Origin of the sequence: Thiocapsa bogorovii (genome assembly GCF_021228795.1) — a bacterium.
Lineage (GTDB): Bacteria > Pseudomonadota > Gammaproteobacteria > Chromatiales > Chromatiaceae > Thiocapsa > Thiocapsa bogorovii.
Map to the genome: position 1 here is coordinate 5087569 of NZ_CP089309.1, position 17481 is coordinate 5105049.

The window sequence follows — 17481 nt, forward strand, 5'->3', positions numbered from 1 at the left end:
CATGGAGCGGACGTGGGGGGTTCCTTCGCTCGGATGCGTGTGCTCGAAATCGACCGATTGTGGATCGCCGTTCAGCTCTCGCCGCGCACGATGCGACGCACCAGCGGAATGCTCGGTTGGCGTTGTTCGCGCAGGCTGGCCTCATCGATTCGCTCGATCAGGGCCACCAGTGAGCCGGGATCGCGCGCATAGTTATTCATAATGTAGCGCGCGGTTTCCTGTCCCAGCCGCATGCCGAACTCTGCGGCGATCTCCGTGAGCAATCGCTCGCAATCCGCGTCGCTCAGCGGCAGTAAGCAGTAGCGCGGACCCCATTGAAGGCGCGAGCATAGATCCGCCAGACCGAGTCCCAGAGCATCCGGGGCTGAGCGTGCTGCGATCAGGAGTGAGCATCCTCGCGCCCGTGCCCGATTGAACAGATCGAACAAGGCGACCTCCCAGTCCGGCTTGCCCGCCATGGCCTGGACATCGTCGATCGCCAGAAGATCGCGGCTCTCCAAGTCGTCGAAGATCGAGGGCATCAGTCCGGTCTCGCAAAGCGGGATGTACTGCGCCGTTCGGCCCCTTTGGATCGCGGTATGACAGGCGCCTTGCAGCAGATGGGTCTTCCCCGTCGATGCGCCTCCGAACAGGAAAATATAGGCTTCGCCGACCCCGGACGCCAGGGCCTCGATCGCGGCGAGCGCCTCCGCGTTCGGGCCGGCGCGATAGTCCGCGAGCGTCGGCTCGCGGATGAGCGTGACCGGCAGATGCAGTTGTCCGGGATGCTCGGTCAAGGTTCCGCCTGCTCGAGGATGCGCGACTTACGCTTTAGCCGGCGCGACGCGAGAGTGCTGCAGCGGTTTCGGCAAGCCGACGGCCCAGGGCGACACACAGACGCTTTTCCTCGTCCGTGACCGGGAGGGCGCTATCGGGTCCGGCGAGATGCGACGGACCGTAAGGCGTGCCGCCGGTCCGGGTGTGAAGCAGGTCGGACTCGGTGTAGGGGAGCCCGGTCAGCAGCATCCCGTGGTGAAACAAGGGGACCATCATCGTCAGGAGGGTGGCCTCTTGACCGCCGTGCAGACTGGATGTCGAGGTAAAGACCCCGGCGGGCTTTCCGGATAGGGCCCCGGAGAGCCACAGACTGCTGGTTCCGTCGAGAAAATACTTCATCGGGGCGGCCATATTTCCGAATCGCGTGGGGCTCCCGAGTGCAAGGCCGGCGCAGCCGCGCAGATCATCGTCGTCGGCATAAGGTGCACCGGAGGCCGGGACACTGTCCTCGGTCGCTTCGCAGACGCTCGAAACGGCAGGAACGGTTCGCAGACGCGCTTCCAGTCCGCCGGCCTCGACGCCGCGTCCGACATGATGGGCCATCTCGGCGGTGGCGCCGTAGCGACTGTAATAGAGGACGAGAATATAGCTCATAAACGATCGGTCTCCGAAAAGGCAGGTTCGGATGCGCAGACTCCGGGTCGGATCTGCGCTCGGCGTGATGTTGACCACGTGGGTCCGGGGTTAGTCTAAACCGCGTTCCCGATCGACACCGATGTTTTGTCGAATCCCCGTCGCGCAGCCGGAGCCGGGACGCGTCGCCATTGAACTGTCGAGCCGAAGTGGCGAGAATCAGGCGACGGCGCGCGCGCGTTCGCCCGGTGCCGGAAACCTTGCGAGGAGGCAAGACAAGAATGACTCAAACGCGTTCGCGTGTCCGTCGGCTACAGCTTCGACTGATGTTTATTCTGCTGGTTCTGCACGCGGTCTCGGTCGGCGCTGCAACCCGCGACCCGGCCCAATACTTCTTCGATTCGACCTTCGGTGATTTTGCCGAGGAGCTCCAGACGGCGAGAGACGAGGGCAAGAAGGGCGTCCTGCTGATGTTCGAGATGGACGAGTGTCCCTTCTGCCATCGTATGAAGACCACAGTGCTCAACCAGCCCGAGGTGCAGGACTACTTCAAAGAGCATTTCATGATCTTTCCGGTGGATATCGAGGGCGACGTCGAGATCCATGATTTCGCGGGTACCGCGATGCCGCAAAAGGATTTTGCGTTGAAGACCCATCGGGTCCGTGCGACGCCGGTGTTCGCCTTCTTCGACCTCGACGGTAATCTGGTGGCCAGGTACACCGGAGCCACGGGTGATGCGACCGAGTTCATGTGGCTCGGGGAGTATGTCGTTCAGGAACGCTATAAAGACATCACCTTCCCGGCCTACAAGCGCGAGCGCCAAGCCGCCGCCGAGTAAGCCTGCAATCCAAGCCACCGTTCGTGCAGTGCACAGGACCCGATCCGAGGAGCAGAGAATGGACGAGCGTCAAAGCGAGCAACACATCTGCTACCGCTGCCTCGTCGGCGGGCGGGTGCAGGGCGTGTTCTTCCGTGCGTCGGCCCGCGAGCAGGCGATGCGGCTGGGTGTGACCGGGTATGCGCGCAATCTCCCCGATGGGCGCGTGGAGTTGCTGGTTTGCGGGGAGGCGAATGCGGTCGGCCATCTGCGCGACTGGTTGCGCACGGGGCCGCCGGGTGCTGCGGTGACCGGGGTTGCTTGCGAGCCTTTGGACTTTCAGCAGTATCCGAGCTTCGCAATCGATTGACGGGCGATTTCTAAGGTCGATGCGTGACAGGCGTCGCGCGCGTCAATAACCGCCTGCCGTCCGATTGGCACGCTCCGGGTAGCCGTCGAGACGCACCACACGCGTCTCGAGTGCGCCGTCGGCAAGTAGTGCGAGCTCTCGGTACCCCGGCGCTTGGGTATCGATTGCGAATTGGGACCGGCGCGGCTCGAACTGAACGCAGGTCGATGGAGTTCCCAGAACACTATACCCGTCGATACGCCGTGCGAATTCCTGGTGGATATGACCGCACACGACGGCCCTGACCTGAGGGTGTCGATCGCAGATCGCGATCAGCTCTTCTCCGTCCTCGACCGAGAGCTCGTCCATCCAGTCGCTTCGGACAGGGATCGGATGCTGATGTAGAAAGATGACGGTGGGTGAGGGGTCCGGCGCGAGGACTTCGTCAAGCGCGGCGAGTCGAGCCCTGCCGATCCGCCCGCCTTCCAAGCCCGGCTCGGTCGAGTCGAGAAAGACGAGATTCCAGTCGGCGAGCTTACGCACGGCAACCGGCTCGACTGCTGCAGGTCCGAGCAGCTCTTCCATCAGAGGACGAGAGTCGTGGTTGCCGGGAATGCAGTAGTAGGGTAAGTCGGTGCGATCGAGCAGACGACGGAGCGAGCGATACCCTTCGCGCGACTCGTCGTGGACAAGATCGCCCGTGAGCACTAAGGCATCGGCTGGTGGGGAATGCGAGAGGGCGAGCTCCAACACCGCCTCGAAGCTGCGCCGCGTGGTCACCCCGAGCAGCTGCCCGTCGGGTTGGGCGAACAGATGCGGATCGGTCAACTGCAGAAGCGTACGCCGTTGCACGGTCTGCTCCGGGCGTGTTCCACCCGCCACGGGTGATGGGGCGAGGTCGAGTGTCCGTGAGCCGATGGACGCTGGCATAATCTGCTCCTTGGTGATCAGATTTAGGGTATAGCAGTTGCGCATGAGCGCGTTACCGAACCAGTTCACAGACTTGTCGAAGAGCGCCGTCGCCCATAAAAACAGACGATCGAGGTCATTGGAACAAACAATTTCTGAAATGGCGTCGAGGTGACTAAGGTTTTTGTGTAGGTTCAGCCAACCCCGTTCTTTCCATCGTGAGGAGATCGACATGGAGCTCAAGGGCAGCAAGACCGAAGCGAGTTTGAAGGAAGCCTTCGCAGGCGAGTCTCAGGCCAATCGCCGCTACCTCTACTTCGCCGCCAAGGCCGATGTCGAGGGCTACAACGACGTCGCGGCGGTCTTCCGTTCTACCGCCGAAGGCGAGACAGGCCATGCGCACGGCCACCTCGAATATCTCGAAGCGGTCGGGGATCCGGCCACCGGCTTGCCGATCGGCCCGACCGGCGACAATCTGCGTGCGGCCATCGCGGGCGAGACCCACGAATACACCGACATGTATCCCGGCATGGCAAAGACCGCGCGTGACGAAGGTTTCGACGAGGTCGCGGATTGGTTCGAGACGCTGGCCAAGGCCGAGCGCTCGCACGCCAACCGCTTCCAGAAGGCACTCGATAACCTCGACGCCTAAACCGAGTCCCCCGAGCAACCAGATCGGCTCGGCGGCATGATGTCCATGCTCGGCGCCAAGTACCGCGGCGTCGGGCGCGGCTTAGAGAAAGAGCGCTTCCCCCGACCTTTGTAGGGAGCGCGAACCGCATGTCGGGGCGACGTGAGTCGCCCCTTCTTGTTTTGAGCTGCGGCGTCGTCCGGATGTCGACGCTCGGGAATCAACTTCACGATTACCGAGACCGCCTCGGATCCCTTGTCTGCTTCGTCACCTCGTGCGGCGCAGCCGCGCACGCGTATAATCGCGCCGTGCCCTTCAGCGCTCCAGGCCGCGTTTTACCGGCGTCCACCAACGACGCCCCAGTAGCAACAGGCCAGATCCGCATGAGGTGGCTCGACCCACCTCGAGCTTTTTCCATTCTTTAGAAGACCGCGTCAGCTGAGACGCCTGTGAATGATTGCGACGCGGAGTCAGCGTGAGACGAGTGACGATTGCACCCGATGCGGCTTAAAGGACACGATGGAACGATTGCTTGAATGGATCAGCGCTCGGCGACCCTGTCGTCTCATCGAAGGCGAGCAGGGCGAGCCCTACCTCGAACGCTACTACCTCCTCGGCGCCTTCGGCTGGCATCTGTATCTGCACCGCTTCGTCGATTCGGATCCGGACCGCGGGCTTCACGACCACCCCTGGCGACACGCCGTGAGCTTGGTGCTCTCGGGCGGCTATGACGAGATCCGCGCACTCGACGGGGACCCGGAGCACATCCGGGCGCGCTTCTGCGCTCCGGGAAGATTCAACAGGCTGCGCGGCTCGGACTATCACCGGGTGGTTTTGCGTGCGGGCGTCCCGGCTTGGACGCTCTTTATGCATGGCCCGAGAGTCAAGGGCTGGGGATTTCGTCGAGGGGGCTCCGTCCAGGTGATGGCCAAGGACGGAAACGACTTTCGACATCGCGATTGGTGGAAACAGGCGCCGACGGGTGCGGAGATCCGTGGGACGGCGCGGATCCGGCCTCGATGAGGGCCGAGCGGCTCGTCCGGTTGCGCGTTCCGGTGCTCGTGATCCTCATGGCGAGTCTATCGGGATGTGGCGGTGCTTCCTCGGGAGGCGCACGCGAGGAGCTTCCCGTCGCCTGTCTCGTCAAACCCGACCCCGGCCCCTGCCGCTCCAATCAACGCGGGTTCTATTACGATTATCGAGACGATCGCTGCAAGGCATTCACCTACGGCGGTTGCGCGGGTCGGGTGCCGTTTCCCACCCTGAAGCACTGTTTGGACTTCTGCGGGGCAAAGCGGTGATCCTCGGGGCCGGTCACGTGAAAGGCGACATCGGTTATCCGTCATCGGTGATCGGCTCTTAGGCAATCTCCGGCATCGCTTCCCCGCGAGGCGACGATAAGTCGCCGACAGTCAGCGCCTCTTCGGCGGCAGCAGATCCGTGATCGACCCGTGCGCCATCTCGGCGGCGAGCCCGATGGTTTCGTTCAGGGTCGGATGCGGATGAATGGTCAGGCCGATGTCTTCCATGTCCGCGCCCATCTCAAGCGCCAGAACAGCCTCGCCGATCAGCTCGCCGGCGTTCGGGCCGACGATGCCTGCGCCCAGGATGCGCTTGGTCTCCGGATCGAAGAGCAGCTTGGTCAGACCCTCGTCGCGATGGATGCCGAGTGCGCGGCCGCTTGCGGCCCAAGGGAAGACGCCTTTCTCATAGGCGATGCCATTGGCCTTGGCATCGGTTTCTGTGAGGCCCATCCAGGCGACCTCGGGGTCGGTGTAGGCGACCGAGGGGATGGTCATGGGATCGAAGAGGGCCGGCATCCCGGCGATGACCTCGGCCGCGACCTTGGCTTCGTGGGTCGCCTTGTGGGCGAGCATCGGCCCGCCGACCACGTCGCCGATGGCGAAGATGTTCGGCACGTTCGTGCGCATGTGGGCATCGACCTTGATGAACCCGTGCTGATCGACCTTCACCCCCGCCGCCTCGGCGTTGACGAGCTTCCCGTTCGGGCGTCGGCCGATGGCGACCAGTACCTTGTCGTAGACCTCCTCGCCCGGTTTTTTGCCCTCGAACACAACCTTGATGCCTTCGGCCGTGGCGCTCATCTGCGCGACCTTCGTTTCGAGTCGGATGGTGCTGTAGCGCTTCTTGATGACCTTTTCGAGCGCGCGCACGAGGTCGATGTCCGCACCGGGCATCAACTGATCCTTCATCTCGACGACCTCGACGGTCGAGCCGAGTGCACTGTAGACGCTTGCCATCTCGAGTCCGATGATGCCGCCGCCGACGATGAGGAGGCGCTCGGGAATGTCTGCGATCTCGAGCGCGTCGGTGGAGTCCATGACACGCGGGTCGTCATGCGGAAACCCAGGGATCTTCATGGGCGCCGAGCCGCACGCGATGATGCAGTGGTCGAACAGGATCCGGACCGGACCACCGGGTTGGGCCACGGCGATCCGGTTGGGTGCTTCGAACCGACCGGTGCCCTGGATCACGTCGACTCGACGTTGCTTCGCCATGGTCGCGAGACCGCCGGTGAGCTTGGCGACCACCTGCTCCTTGCCCGTGCGCATCTTTTCGAGGTCGATCTCGGGCGCACCGAAGGTCACGCCCATGGTGCCCAGGGTCTTGACCTCTTCGAGGATGGCGGCGGTGTGCAGCAGCGCCTTCGAGGGAATACAGCCGACGTTCAGACAGACGCCGCCGAGTGTGTGGTAGCGTTCGATCAGCACGACCTTCTTGCCGAGGTCGGCGGCGCGAAAGGCGGCGGTGTAACCTCCGGGGCCGGCGCCGAGGACCACGACCTCCGTGACGATCTCCTGCGACGCGGCGGCAGCCGTGTTCGCGGACGCTTTCACCGGTTCGGAGGCGCCCGCAGCCTGTACCTCCTTGACCTCGAGCGTCACGATGAGTGTGCCTTCCGAGATTCGATCGCCCACCGCGACCTCGACCGTGCGCACGATCCCGGCACGCGGCGCCGGGATCTCCATGCTCGCCTTGTCGCTTTCGAGGGTGATCAGCGACGCCTCTTCGATCACAGGGTCACCCGGGGAGACCAAGACCTCGATGACCTCCACGTCCTCGAAGTCTCCGATGTCCGGTACCTTGACCTCGATGATGTCGCCGCTCTTGTCGTTCATGGTGTGATTCTTCTCTTGGGGCCGCAACGGCCGCGCGATGATGATGGCTCGATAGCGCCCAATCCTAGACGAAAGCGTGTCGCGAGGCGAAACCCTCGACCCTATTCACTGCATTGCGTTCGGGCGTCGCGCACGTGCGTGGGCCCCGGGTATCGACCGCGGGAGCCGAGGCGAGGCACAGGCAAACATGCCCCGCCTCCACGAGCCGGCCTCACAGCAGGAGCTGACGAAGATCTCCGAGCAGCTCCCCGAGCAGGCTGGTGAAGCGCGCCCCGTCGGCCCCGTCGACGACACGGTGATCGTAGGACAGGGACAGCGGGAGCATCAGGCGCGGCTCGAAGCTCTGGCCGTTCCACACCGGCTTGGTCGTCGCGCGCGAGACCCCGAGGATGGCGACCTCGGGCGCGTTCACGATCGGCGTGAAGGCGGTCCCGCCGATACCGCCGAGGCTGGAAATGGAGAAACACCCGCCTTGCATGTCGCCCGGCAGCAGCTTGCCGTTGCGCGCCTTGTCGCCGAGATCGGAGAGCTCCGCGGCCAGGGCATAGATGCCTTTCTTGTCGACATCGCGCACGACCGGGACGACCAGGCCCTGCGGCGTATCGACCGCCACACCGATATGGGTGAAGTGCTTGAGCACCAGACCCTCGCCGTCCGTTGTCAGCGAGGCCTTGAGGACGGGCATCCGGTTCAGGGCCGTCGCGACCGCCTTGAGGAGGAAGGGAACAAAGGTCAGCTTGATGCCCTTTTCGGTGGCCTGAGCCTTTTGCGCCTTGCGGAAGTCCTCGAGGGAGGTGATGTCTGCCTCGTCGAATTGCGTGACGTGCGGCACGGAAAGCCAGCAGCGGTGCAGATGTCGACCGCTGAGCTTCTTGATGCGCGACAGTTCGGTGACCTCGACCGGGCCGAACTTGGCGAAATCAATCTCGGGCGCGGCGGGCAAGGCGAAGGGCAGGGCGCCGCCGGCGGGCCCGCTCGGAGCACCTTGCGCGAGCGCGTGCTTGACGAAGCCCTGGACGTCGTCCTTGAGCACGCGACCCTTCGGCCCTGACCCCTTGACGAATTTCAGGTCGACGCCGAGCTCGCGAGCGAACCGTCTCACTGTGGGGCTCGCATGGGCCTTGCGGCCTTTGGCGATGGCTGCCATGTCCTCGGGGCGTGGCAGCACCGGCGCGGGTCGGCGCTCGGATTCACCGGGTGCGCGCTTCGCGTTCGATGACGGCCCCGGCGGTGCTTCGAGCTCTTCGGCCGTGTTCGCAGCCATCGGCGAGGCCGTTGCGATCGGCTCGCCGCTGTCGATCTCGCCGTCGGTGCGAAGCGTGAGGATGAGATCGCCCTGGTTGAGGGTATCTCCGACCTTGACGGCCAGCTCCTCGACGATACCTGCGTTTGGAGAAGGGATTTCCATCGTGGCCTTGTCGCTCTCGAGCGTGAGGAGCGACTGGTCGACCTCGATGCGATCTCCCGGAGCGATCAGGACCTCGACGACCGGGATGTCGGAAAAATCGCCGATATCGGGCAGGACCACGGAGATGGTCTCGCCGCTGCTCGGCCCATGCCGAGCAGTCGACTTCGGTAGCGGCGGCGACGCAGGAGCCGGGGAGGCCGCGCGAGACGTCAGGGGGGCGGCGAGCGGCTCGCCCGACCCGGCTTGCGCAGACCGCGTTTCGCCGGCTGCGTTCTCTTCGGGTGCCGCCTCCTCCGAGCCGGTACCATCTGTCTCGACGCTCATCAGGGGATCCCCCTGACTGACCCGGTCTCCGATCTTGACCTTCAACGCTTTGATCACCCCCGCCAGGGGCGAGGGGATCTCGATGGTCGCCTTGTCGCTTTCCAGGCTGAGGATCGATTGCTCGGCCTCGATCCGGTCGCCTGGCGCGACGAGGATCTCGATCACCTCGACGTCCGAGAAGTCCCCGATGTCCGGCAGCAGAATATCTTCGACGGTTGCCACGCTCTGTCCTCCCTAAACCGCGTCCGGGGCGATCACCACGGATCCCTGTGGTGGGCGGCCCTGGCTGAGCCGGGCGGTTCGGCCCGGACGCGGTTTAGCCATAGATTTTAGATGTCCTAAACCGCGTCGGCCGAGCGCTTCGTAGAACCTTGTATGTCGGTAGGTTCACCGAAGCAACGCGTGTCATGCCGGACGCGGTTTAGCGCGGTTCAGATCGTCACCGGGTTGGGTTTTTCCGGGTCGATACGGTATTTCCGAATGGCCTCGGAGACCGTCGCGGTCGGGATCTCGCCCTCGTCCGCCAATGCCTTGAGTGCGGCGACGACGATGTAGTAACGATTCACCTCGAAGAATTTTCGGAGCTGGCTGCGCATATCGCTCCGCCCGAAGCCGTCGGTCCCGAGCACCAGGTAATGGCGCGGGATGTAGGGGCGGATCTGATCGGCGTAGGTTCGGATATAGTCGGTGGCGGCAATGATCGGACCCTGGGTCCCGGCCAGCTGCTCCTCGACATACGTGGTTCGTTGGGGCTGGTCGGAGTGGAGCATGTTCCAGCGCTCCACATCGATGCCCTCGCGCCGCAGCTCGTTGAAGCTGGTGACGCTCCAGACATCGGCGCCGACGTTGAAGTCCTTGGCGAGCAGCTCGGCCGCGGCCAAGACCTCCCGCAGGATGGTCCCGGCGCCGAGCAACTGGACCCGGTGGGTATGCTCCTCGCCCTGATGAACCCGATACATGCCCTTGAGGATCCCGGCCTCGGCGCCCTCGGGCAGCGCCGGCTGAACGTAATTCTCGTTCATCGCCGTGACGTAGTAGAAGACGTTTTCCTTCTCCCGATACATGCGGCGCAAGCCATCCTGGACGATGACGGCGAGCTCGTAAGCGTAAGCCGGATCGTAAGCGACACAGTTCGGGATGGTCGCGGCGACCACCATGCTGTGGCCGTCCTGATGCTGCAAACCCTCGCCGGCGAGCGTGGTGCGTCCGGCGGTGCCGCCGATGAGGAAGCCGCGCGCCTGCATGTCGCCCGCCGCCCAGGCGAGATCCCCGATGCGCTGGAATCCGAACATCGAGTAGTAGATATAGAAGGGGATCATGCTCTGACCGTGGTTCGCGTAGGCGGTGGCCGCGGCGATCCAGGACGACATGGCTCCCGCCTCGTTGATGCCTTCCTGCAGGATCTGACCCTTCTTGTCCTCCCGGTAGTACATGACCTGATCGGCATCGACCGGCTCGTAGAGCTGTCCGATCGAGGAGTAGATGCCGAGCTGTCGGAACATGCCCTCCATGCCGAAGGTGCGTGCCTCGTCCGGAACAATGGGGACCAGGTACTTGCCGATCGCCTTGTCGCGTACCAGGATGGTGAGGATGCGCACCAGCGCCATGGTGGTCGACATCTCCTTGTCGCCGCTGCCTTCCAGGAGCGGCTTGAAGGCATCCAGCTCGGGGATCGGCAGCACGGCGGCCTCGTCGCGACGCGCCGGCAGGAAGCCGCCGAGCCGCTCTCGGGCCTCGTGCATATATTGCATCTCGGGGCTGTCCTGAGGTGGCTTGTAGAAGGGCGCGGCGCCGATCTGGTCGTCCGAGATCGGAATATTGAAGCGATCACGGAAGGCCTTGAGGTGCGTTTCACCCATCTTCTTCTGTGAGTGGGTGATGTTCATTCCCTCGCCGGCCACACCCATGCCGTAACCCTTGACCGTCTTGGCCAGGATGACCGTCGGCTTGCCGTTCATGCGCATGGCTGCGTCGTAGGCCGCGTAGACCTTGGCCGGGTCATGACCGCCGCGGTTCAGGCGCCAAATGTCCTCGTCGGTCATGTTGGCGACCATCTCCTTGAGCTCTGGGTACTTCCCGAAGAAATGCTCGCGGGTATAGGCGCCGCCCTTGGCCTTGTAGGCCTGGTAGTCGCCGTCGACACATTCTTCCATGCGCTTCAGGAGCAAACCCTGCTTGTCGCGCGCGAGCAAGGGGTCCCAGTAACTACCCCAGACGACCTTGACGACGTTCCAGCCGGCGCCGCGGAAGACCGCCTCCAGCTCCTGGATGATCTTGCCGTTGCCGCGCACCGGGCCGTCAAGACGTTGCAGGTTACAGTTGACCACGAACACCAGGTTGTCGAGACGCTCGCGCGCCGCAAGAGAGATGGCGCCCAGCGATTCGGGTTCGTCCATCTCGCCGTCGCCAAGGAAGGCCCAGACCTTACGCTCGCTCGTGTTGACCAACCCGCGATCGTTCAGATAGCGCATGAAGCGCGCCTGATAGATGGCCATCAGCGGACCCAACCCCATCGAGACGGTCGGGAACTGCCAGAAGTTGGGCATCAACCAAGGGTGCGGATACGAGGACAGGCCGTTGCCGTCGACCTCCTGGCGGAAGTTGTAGAGCTGCTCCTCGCTGATGCGTCCCTCCAGAAACGCGCGTGCATAGATGCCGGGCGCCGCATGGCCCTGGAAGAAGATGAGATCACCGCCGTGATCCTTGTCGCGCGCACGGAAGAAGTGGTTGTAGCCTACGTCGACGAGGGTGGCCGAGGAGGCGAAGCTCGAAATATGGCCGCCGAGCTCGGTCGAGAGCCGATTCGCTTGAACCACCATCGCCATCGCGTTCCAGCGCACGAAGGAGCGAATGCGCCGCTCCATCGCGCGATCGCCGGGGAAGCGTTCCTGCTGCTGCACCGGAATGGTGTTCACGTAGGCGGTGTTGGCGGTGAACGGGAGATAAGCCCCCGAGCGGCGCGCCTTGTCGATCAGTCGCTCAAGCAAAAAATGGGCGCGCTCGACGCCTTCGTTCTCGAGCACGGCATCGAGCGAATCGAGCCATTCCTGTGTCTCTTGGGGATCGATATCGGGCTTGTTGGTCATGATGTTTCCCGGAAGCGGTCGAAGCGGTCGGCACGGGCAAAGCGCGGATTATACCAGCGCTCCGAGTCTGCAATGCTAAGAATGTAGGTGGTCAATGCACGTCGGGACGGAGGCAGCCTCCAGCTTTCAGCCTTCAGTCTCCAGCCTCCAGCGATCAGCCGCCGGCCTTTCGGTGAGCGCGCCGCAAAGCGCCGGGGCGCCGGTGTAAAACCGCACGACTGTCTCGTACTGGATCCGGTTCGTGTGGAAACCCCGTCGGGCTCGCCCTGGACCTGCGGCGCCTGCTGGCCGTGTGAAGGGTCGTCGGCGCTCGCGATGCCGCCTTCAGATTCATCTATCCGGCGGCATGTCCGGGCTTTTCCCGGTGTCTTTTCGGTCCGTTGTTTGGGCCTTGATGGCGCCTTAAGTCGGGTCTCGGACGACGTCGCGTTGACGCGCGTATGTTGCGAAGTGCAGCCGCTGTCTCGTTCGAGGTTTCAATCGGCCGCTTGGCGATCGACGTCCGATGCGCCGCGCTCGCTGCACAAGCGGTTGACCTGCTCCAGACAGGTCACGCAAAGACAGTCCCGATACCGGTCTCCGAGGTATTCGAGCGCCTCCGCGGTAAGCACGACGCTCAGGCATCCGCATCGCTCGACCCGGTTTGCTTTGCATTCGAAGCTGGATCCGCAGCGCGGACAGGTCTTCATCTCGTGCTTGCCCATGCGCGTTGCTCTCGCTATCCGTGTTGGCGGGTGGATTGATCGACCGTCTTTTCGGTGTGGCCGAATGATGGGGCACAGAACCCGGTAGACGGATCCACTGATGCAGGTGATTTGCACACAACCAGAGTCTACACCCTCGCCGCGACACCTCGCAGACCCGTATGCGCCGTCTTCGTTGCAGCCGCGCCGTCGCTTGCGATAGCCTCGCGCGGCTGTCGCTCCGTCGCGCGATGGCCATCCATCCCCGTTTCCGTGATCGAGGTCCCGCATGTTGCTCGAAGAGACCGACCGTTACGCCCTGCATCGGCAGGGGCGCTATCTCGTCGTTGCCTTCGCGCGCCCGCATCGCGTGCTCGGCACCTGTCGGGTCAACGGCGGGATGTCCGAGTCGCTGACCCATCTCGCGAACCATCAGAGTTGCGAGGGCGTGGCCCATTTGGCGCGCTACGAGGCGGTCCTGGGTCTCGGAGCCCTGGACTATCACGCACGAAGCTGCTCAGAAGCCGGGCTTCCGCCCGAAACGACGGCCCTGATGGGGACCGCCGCCAACATGCAGTGCGCGGTGGTGGCGCACGCGAGTGCAGAGGATCTTCGCGCGACGGTGGTCGCCACCGCCGGGGTGACCGGCAACGCCGTTCGCGCGGGTGATCCGGCCGCTTGGCACGAGGAGGCCGAGGGCAGCCGTCCCGCTCGTCGCGGGCGTTCCGCGGAATCGGCCGATCAGCCCGGATCCGAGGGCGAGAACGTCCACGATCGACCGCCCGATGAGTCGGGCTCGGGGACCATCGTCACGCTGGTCCTGCTCAATCGGCCCTGTACGCCCGCATGCCTGGTTCGTGCGGCGACCATGGTCACGGAGGCGAAGAGCACGGCTCTGCTCGACCTGCGTATGCCCAGCTTGCAATCGCGAGGCCTCGCGACGGGCACCGGGACCGATCAGCTCGCCATCGCCGCCCCGTTGGTCCGCGCGGACGAATGGGAGCGTCACTGGGCGGGCGGTCACAACACGCTGGGCGCGTTGCTCGGGCGAGCGACGCACGACGCCGTCACCCGCTGTTTGCTGCTGCAGAACGGCATCGTTCCCGAGCTCAGGCGAACCGTCTGTGCGGCCTTGAGCCGTTTCGGTTGCGACGAGGCCGCGCTGCGGGCTTGCGCCGAGTCCGAGCTGGATGCGCCGGGCGCGGCGGTCTTCGCCGCGAATCTCCAGGCCATCGTCCATGATCCGCACAGCGCCGCCGCAGCCTATGGCCTAGCCGAGATCTTGGACCTGGTGCGCGCCGGGGTGCTGCACGCGGAGGTTGCGCGCGAGGCGATCCTAAACCAGGCGGCGTTGCTCGGAGCGGCCGTCGCCGTGAAACCCGAGCGGTTCGTCGCGCTGCGCAAGGAGCTGGTACCGCATCAAGGGTTGCCGGACGGACGCTTGGCCGCGCTCGCTGTCGTTCGGGGTTTCGCTCGCAAATGGGACTGACCGAGCATCTCGCACTCATCCTCGCGGCCTGTCTGCTGGACGTCTTGATCGGGGATCCCGTCTATCGTTTTCATCCGATTCGGATCATCGGGGCCTGGAGTCTCGCCTGTGAGCGCCTCTTGTTTGCCGTCGGGTTGAAGGGGCGGGCCGGCGGCGTCCTGCATTGGCTGCTGGTGGTCGGGGGCGCGTTGGCGGCCTGGTGGGGCGTTCGAGCCGGTCTCGGCGTGCTGCACCCGTGGGCGGCTTTTGGCTGGGATGTCTTCATCGCCTACAGCCTGATTTGTACCCGCGACCTCCTGGACCACGGACGCCGGGTGCTCGAAGCGCTCGACGATCTCCCGCAAGCCCGCGCGCGGCTGCGAATGCTGGTCGGTCGCGATACGGATCACTTGGAGCGCGACGGCATCGTACGTGCGACCGTCGAGAGCCTCTCCGAGAATCTGACCGACGGGGTTCTGACACCCCTGTGGGCGCTCTGTCTCTTCGGGCTGCCGGGTCTGATTCTGGTCAAGGCGGTGTCGAGTCTGGATTCGATGGTCGGCTACAAGAACGAACGCTACGGCCGGTTCGGCTGGGCCGCGGCGCGCTCCGACGATCTCGTGCATTGGCTCCCGGCACGGCTCTCGGTCCCCTTGATCGCGGCCGGGGCGGCACTGCTCAAGCTGCACCCGCGGCTGGCCTTCCGCGCCGCGCGCGACTATCACGCGATGCTCCCCAGTCCGAACTCAGGCTGGAGCGAGGCCGCCTGCGCCGGCGCGCTGCGGGTCAGGCTGGTCGGTCCGATTCGCTACGGAGGGGCTCTTGTTACCGAAGACTACATGGGTGATCCGGATTGGCCGGCCGATCTCGGGGGGGCGGACCTCGAGCGCGCGCTGCGTCTGATCCTCGTGGCCTGCTTCTTGGCGCTTCTCGTCGGGATGGCGGTTGCGCCGCTGCGAACGGTTCTGCCATGGTGAAGGTTCTGCGCGGCCGGTGACGTGAGCTGCCGGCGACCGGCTCGCTCGGAGCGCAATCTGTTCTAAACCGCGTCCAGAGCGAGATGCTCACTTTCGGGTGAGCTCGAAGTTTGATGCATCCATGGCCCTTAGCGGGGACGCGGTTTAAAATTTTCAGGTTTTTTAAGATTTTAAACCGCGCCGACTCCAACGGTCGTCAAGTCTGCCGGCGCCGATCCCATCCACAAACATCGCATACCGCGCTGGGCGCGGTTTAGTGTTCAGGTCTCGAGGTTCTCATGTCCAAAAAGTCCGCCAAGCCCAAGTCCAAGCCCGCGACGGGCGCCTCCGCCGTGCTGTCCAGTCAGCTCAAGGCGATCGAGCGTCTGATGGAGCGCCGGGACTACTCGACCGCAGCTCGCCGGCTGCGTGCCTTGATCGAGGCCCACCCGGATCAAAGCGGTCCCAGGCGCCTGCTCGTGGAGGCGCTGGAGAGTGGCCAGGGAAGCGGCGCTGCGGCCATCGCCGCCTTCGACTGGGCTGAGCGTCGACCAAAGAGCTTGCCTGCGCAGGAGATGCTCTTTCGGTACGCACTGCAGTTCGGGCATGTCATGTTGGCGGATCGCACCGCAGAGCGGCTGCGTGCGCTCGGTGCCGAGACGCGCGGGTTTCCGATGGCGCCCGCGATACGCGCGGATCTGCTGCGGCAGCCCGACGGGTCGAGCGCGACCGCCGAGCAGATGCTGCGCTTCGATATCGGAAAGCTCCATCTGGACGGGCATGATTTTGCCGGCGTGGTGCGTTGGCTGGACGGGGTCGATCTGACGCCGGCCAAGAACAATCGCGCGATGTCGCTGTTCCATCTCGATCGCATCGAGGATGCCCTGGCGGCCTTCCTGGCGTTTTGGAAGGAGGATCCGGACAACCTCTTCGCCTTGGGATGGGCAGCGCGCTTGCGACTCTATCAGGGTGACGAGACCGGCGCCCGACGCCTGACGACGCCCTTGGCCGCCGCGACGGCTCGCCGGGTCGAGGATGCCGTGCCCCAGCTCGATGCCCTGCTGCTGCTGGGCGAGGACAACGCCGCGTTGAGCGCCTTCGCCCGTGTCGAGCGGTCTGATTGGTTCGGTATCGGAGAGCCTCAGCAACAGGCCATGCTGAGCCATTTGGCCGCCTGCGCGGCGAGTCGGCTGGGCGAGGCAAAACGGGCGCGGGCGCTCTGCAAGGCATCGCTCGAGCGCGTGCCGAATTTCAAACCCGCCCTCGAGAGTCGCACCGTGATCGACGCCGCGGGCGATGCCCTGGCGTATCCGCCCGTGTTCGGTCTCGGACAGGCGTTGCCGCTGACCTGGCTGAACCGGATGCGTGATGCCGGGAACGACGCCTTTTCGCACCTCGCGAAGGTGACGGCCTCCAACGACTTTCTCGATGCACTCTATGTCGGCGGCGACGACGGCCTGCGCGGGCTGGTCGCCTTCATCCTCCAATACCGCGCCGAACAGGGCGATCCGGGCGCGGCCGAGCGTCTGAAACGATTTGCGCGCCTGCCGATCGGAACCAAGCAGACGCGCTTCGGGTTTCTTCGCACGCTCTACGACAAGGGTCTGCTGCCGCGCGACGAGCCGCTCGAGATGTGGGACGGCGAGCACGTCACGCAGGTCAAGCTGATCAACACCGAGATCAGACGCGATCTCGTACCGAGCCATCTTCCCGAGGATCTCGATATGCTCCTCGGACGCTCGATCGAATGTTTCAACACGCGTGACTATGCGGGCGCGGAGATCCTGCTGAAGCGGATCCTCGAGCACGCCCCCGGTCATCGTGTCGCACTGGGCAATCTCGCCGCGGCCCTCAGCGCCCAGGGTCACGATCAGGAGGCGCGAGAGCTGCTTCGCGATGCGGTTGCGCGTCATCCGGACTACATCTTTGCGCGCTGCAACCTGGCTGTCATGCTGATCGAGGACGGTGATCTCGACGAAGCCGCTCGTTTGCTGGAGGGGCTCTACGAGAGTCCGAGCCTGCACGTGCAGGATATCTTCGTGCTCTACGGCGCACTGGCGATGCTGAGTCGGGCACGCGGGGATCAGGCTGCCGCGGATGCTCTGATCGCAAATCTCGAGTCACTGGTCGAAGACGAGGACGACGCGCGCCGTCTCGCCCTCGCCAAGCGCTTACAGGGGCGGGTCAGGCCCGTTGCAGCCAAGGGCGGTTGGTTCAAGCGCTCGGGTGCTTAAACCGCGCCAGGCGCGGTATATGGTGTTTTTGGATGGGATCGGCCCCGGCGGACTTGACGTGTGTTGGAGCTGGCGCGGTTTAAGGT

The 17481-nt window shown here is 64.4% G+C and carries 15 protein-coding genes; 8 read left to right on the forward strand and 7 right to left on the reverse strand.

The features are described from left to right. Window positions 1-71 precede the first annotated feature (71 nt). Both hda and wrbA read right to left on the reverse strand, forming a co-directional pair. The gene (gene hda / locus LT988_RS22680; RefSeq protein ID WP_232407774.1) at window positions 72-776 is read right to left on the reverse strand and encodes a DnaA regulatory inactivator Hda; all 705 of its coding nucleotides are present in this window, start codon (window positions 774-776) and stop codon (window positions 72-74) included. A gap of 34 nt (window positions 777-810) precedes the next feature. Continuing rightward, window positions 811-1410, reverse strand: a complete 600-nt coding sequence (wrbA, locus tag LT988_RS22685; protein WP_232407775.1) for an NAD(P)H:quinone oxidoreductase — start codon at window positions 1408-1410, stop codon at window positions 811-813. A gap of 260 nt (window positions 1411-1670) precedes the next feature. On the opposite strand from wrbA, the gene LT988_RS22690 reads away from it, so the two are divergent. Both LT988_RS22690 and LT988_RS22695 read left to right on the forward strand, forming a co-directional pair. Next, complete coding sequence (locus LT988_RS22690) at window positions 1671-2228, forward strand: thioredoxin family protein (protein ID WP_232407776.1); 558 nt, start codon at window positions 1671-1673, stop codon at window positions 2226-2228. 58 nt (window positions 2229-2286) lie between these two features. Next, window positions 2287-2577 carry an acylphosphatase gene (locus LT988_RS22695; RefSeq protein ID WP_232407777.1) on the forward strand — a complete coding sequence of 97 codons (291 nt, stop codon included), beginning with the start codon at window positions 2287-2289 and terminating at the stop codon, window positions 2575-2577. A gap of 42 nt (window positions 2578-2619) precedes the next feature. Here LT988_RS22695 and cpdA read toward each other — a convergent pair whose 3' ends face one another. Continuing rightward, window positions 2620-3486, reverse strand: a complete 867-nt coding sequence (gene cpdA / locus LT988_RS22700; protein ID WP_232407779.1) for a 3',5'-cyclic-AMP phosphodiesterase — start codon at window positions 3484-3486, stop codon at window positions 2620-2622. A gap of 211 nt (window positions 3487-3697) precedes the next feature. Between cpdA and LT988_RS22705 the strand changes: the two genes are divergently transcribed. The 3 genes from LT988_RS22705 (at window position 3698) to LT988_RS22715 (ending at window position 5397) form a co-directional block, all read left to right on the forward strand. Beyond that, window positions 3698-4117, forward strand: a complete 420-nt coding sequence (locus LT988_RS22705; protein WP_232407781.1) for a rubrerythrin family protein — start codon at window positions 3698-3700, stop codon at window positions 4115-4117. Between the two features lie 498 nt (window positions 4118-4615). Then, on the forward strand, window positions 4616-5119 hold the full coding sequence (locus LT988_RS22710) for a hypothetical protein (RefSeq protein ID WP_232407782.1): 504 nt from the start codon (window positions 4616-4618) through the stop codon (window positions 5117-5119). Then, complete coding sequence (locus LT988_RS22715) at window positions 5116-5397, forward strand: BPTI/Kunitz domain-containing protein (protein WP_232407783.1); 282 nt, start codon at window positions 5116-5118, stop codon at window positions 5395-5397. The genes LT988_RS22710 and LT988_RS22715 overlap by 4 nt, the downstream gene beginning before the upstream one ends. A gap of 111 nt (window positions 5398-5508) precedes the next feature. Here LT988_RS22715 and lpdA read toward each other — a convergent pair whose 3' ends face one another. The 4 genes from lpdA to LT988_RS22735 all read right to left on the reverse strand — a co-directional run bounded on the left by lpdA (window position 5509) and on the right by LT988_RS22735 (window position 12758). After that, window positions 5509-7236, reverse strand: a complete 1728-nt coding sequence (gene lpdA / locus LT988_RS22720; RefSeq protein WP_232407784.1) for a dihydrolipoyl dehydrogenase — start codon at window positions 7234-7236, stop codon at window positions 5509-5511. Between the two features lie 211 nt (window positions 7237-7447). Continuing rightward, window positions 7448-9190, reverse strand: a complete 1743-nt coding sequence (gene aceF, locus LT988_RS22725) for a dihydrolipoyllysine-residue acetyltransferase (protein ID WP_232407785.1) — start codon at window positions 9188-9190, stop codon at window positions 7448-7450. 209 nt (window positions 9191-9399) lie between these two features. Continuing rightward, on the reverse strand, window positions 9400-12054 hold the full coding sequence (gene aceE, locus LT988_RS22730) for a pyruvate dehydrogenase (acetyl-transferring), homodimeric type (RefSeq protein WP_232407786.1): 2655 nt from the start codon (window positions 12052-12054) through the stop codon (window positions 9400-9402). Window positions 12055-12530: 476 nt separating this feature from the next. Then, on the reverse strand, window positions 12531-12758 hold the full coding sequence (locus tag LT988_RS22735) for a cysteine-rich CWC family protein (protein ID WP_232407787.1): 228 nt from the start codon (window positions 12756-12758) through the stop codon (window positions 12531-12533). A 268-nt stretch (window positions 12759-13026) separates the two neighbouring features. Here LT988_RS22735 and LT988_RS22740 point away from each other — a divergent pair, with 268 nt between their 5' ends. The 3 genes from LT988_RS22740 to LT988_RS22750 all read left to right on the forward strand — a co-directional run bounded on the left by LT988_RS22740 (window position 13027) and on the right by LT988_RS22750 (window position 17395). Then, complete coding sequence (locus LT988_RS22740) at window positions 13027-14226, forward strand: adenosylcobinamide amidohydrolase (RefSeq protein WP_232407788.1); 1200 nt, start codon at window positions 13027-13029, stop codon at window positions 14224-14226. After that, window positions 14217-15182 carry an adenosylcobinamide-phosphate synthase CbiB gene (cbiB, locus tag LT988_RS22745; protein ID WP_232407789.1) on the forward strand — a complete coding sequence of 322 codons (966 nt, stop codon included), beginning with the start codon at window positions 14217-14219 and terminating at the stop codon, window positions 15180-15182. The genes LT988_RS22740 and cbiB overlap by 10 nt, the downstream gene beginning before the upstream one ends. A 278-nt stretch (window positions 15183-15460) precedes the next feature. Next, window positions 15461-17395 (forward strand): tetratricopeptide repeat protein, encoded by a 1935-nt coding sequence (locus tag LT988_RS22750; protein ID WP_232407790.1) that lies wholly within the window; start codon window positions 15461-15463, stop codon window positions 17393-17395. Window positions 17396-17481 lie beyond the last annotated feature (86 nt).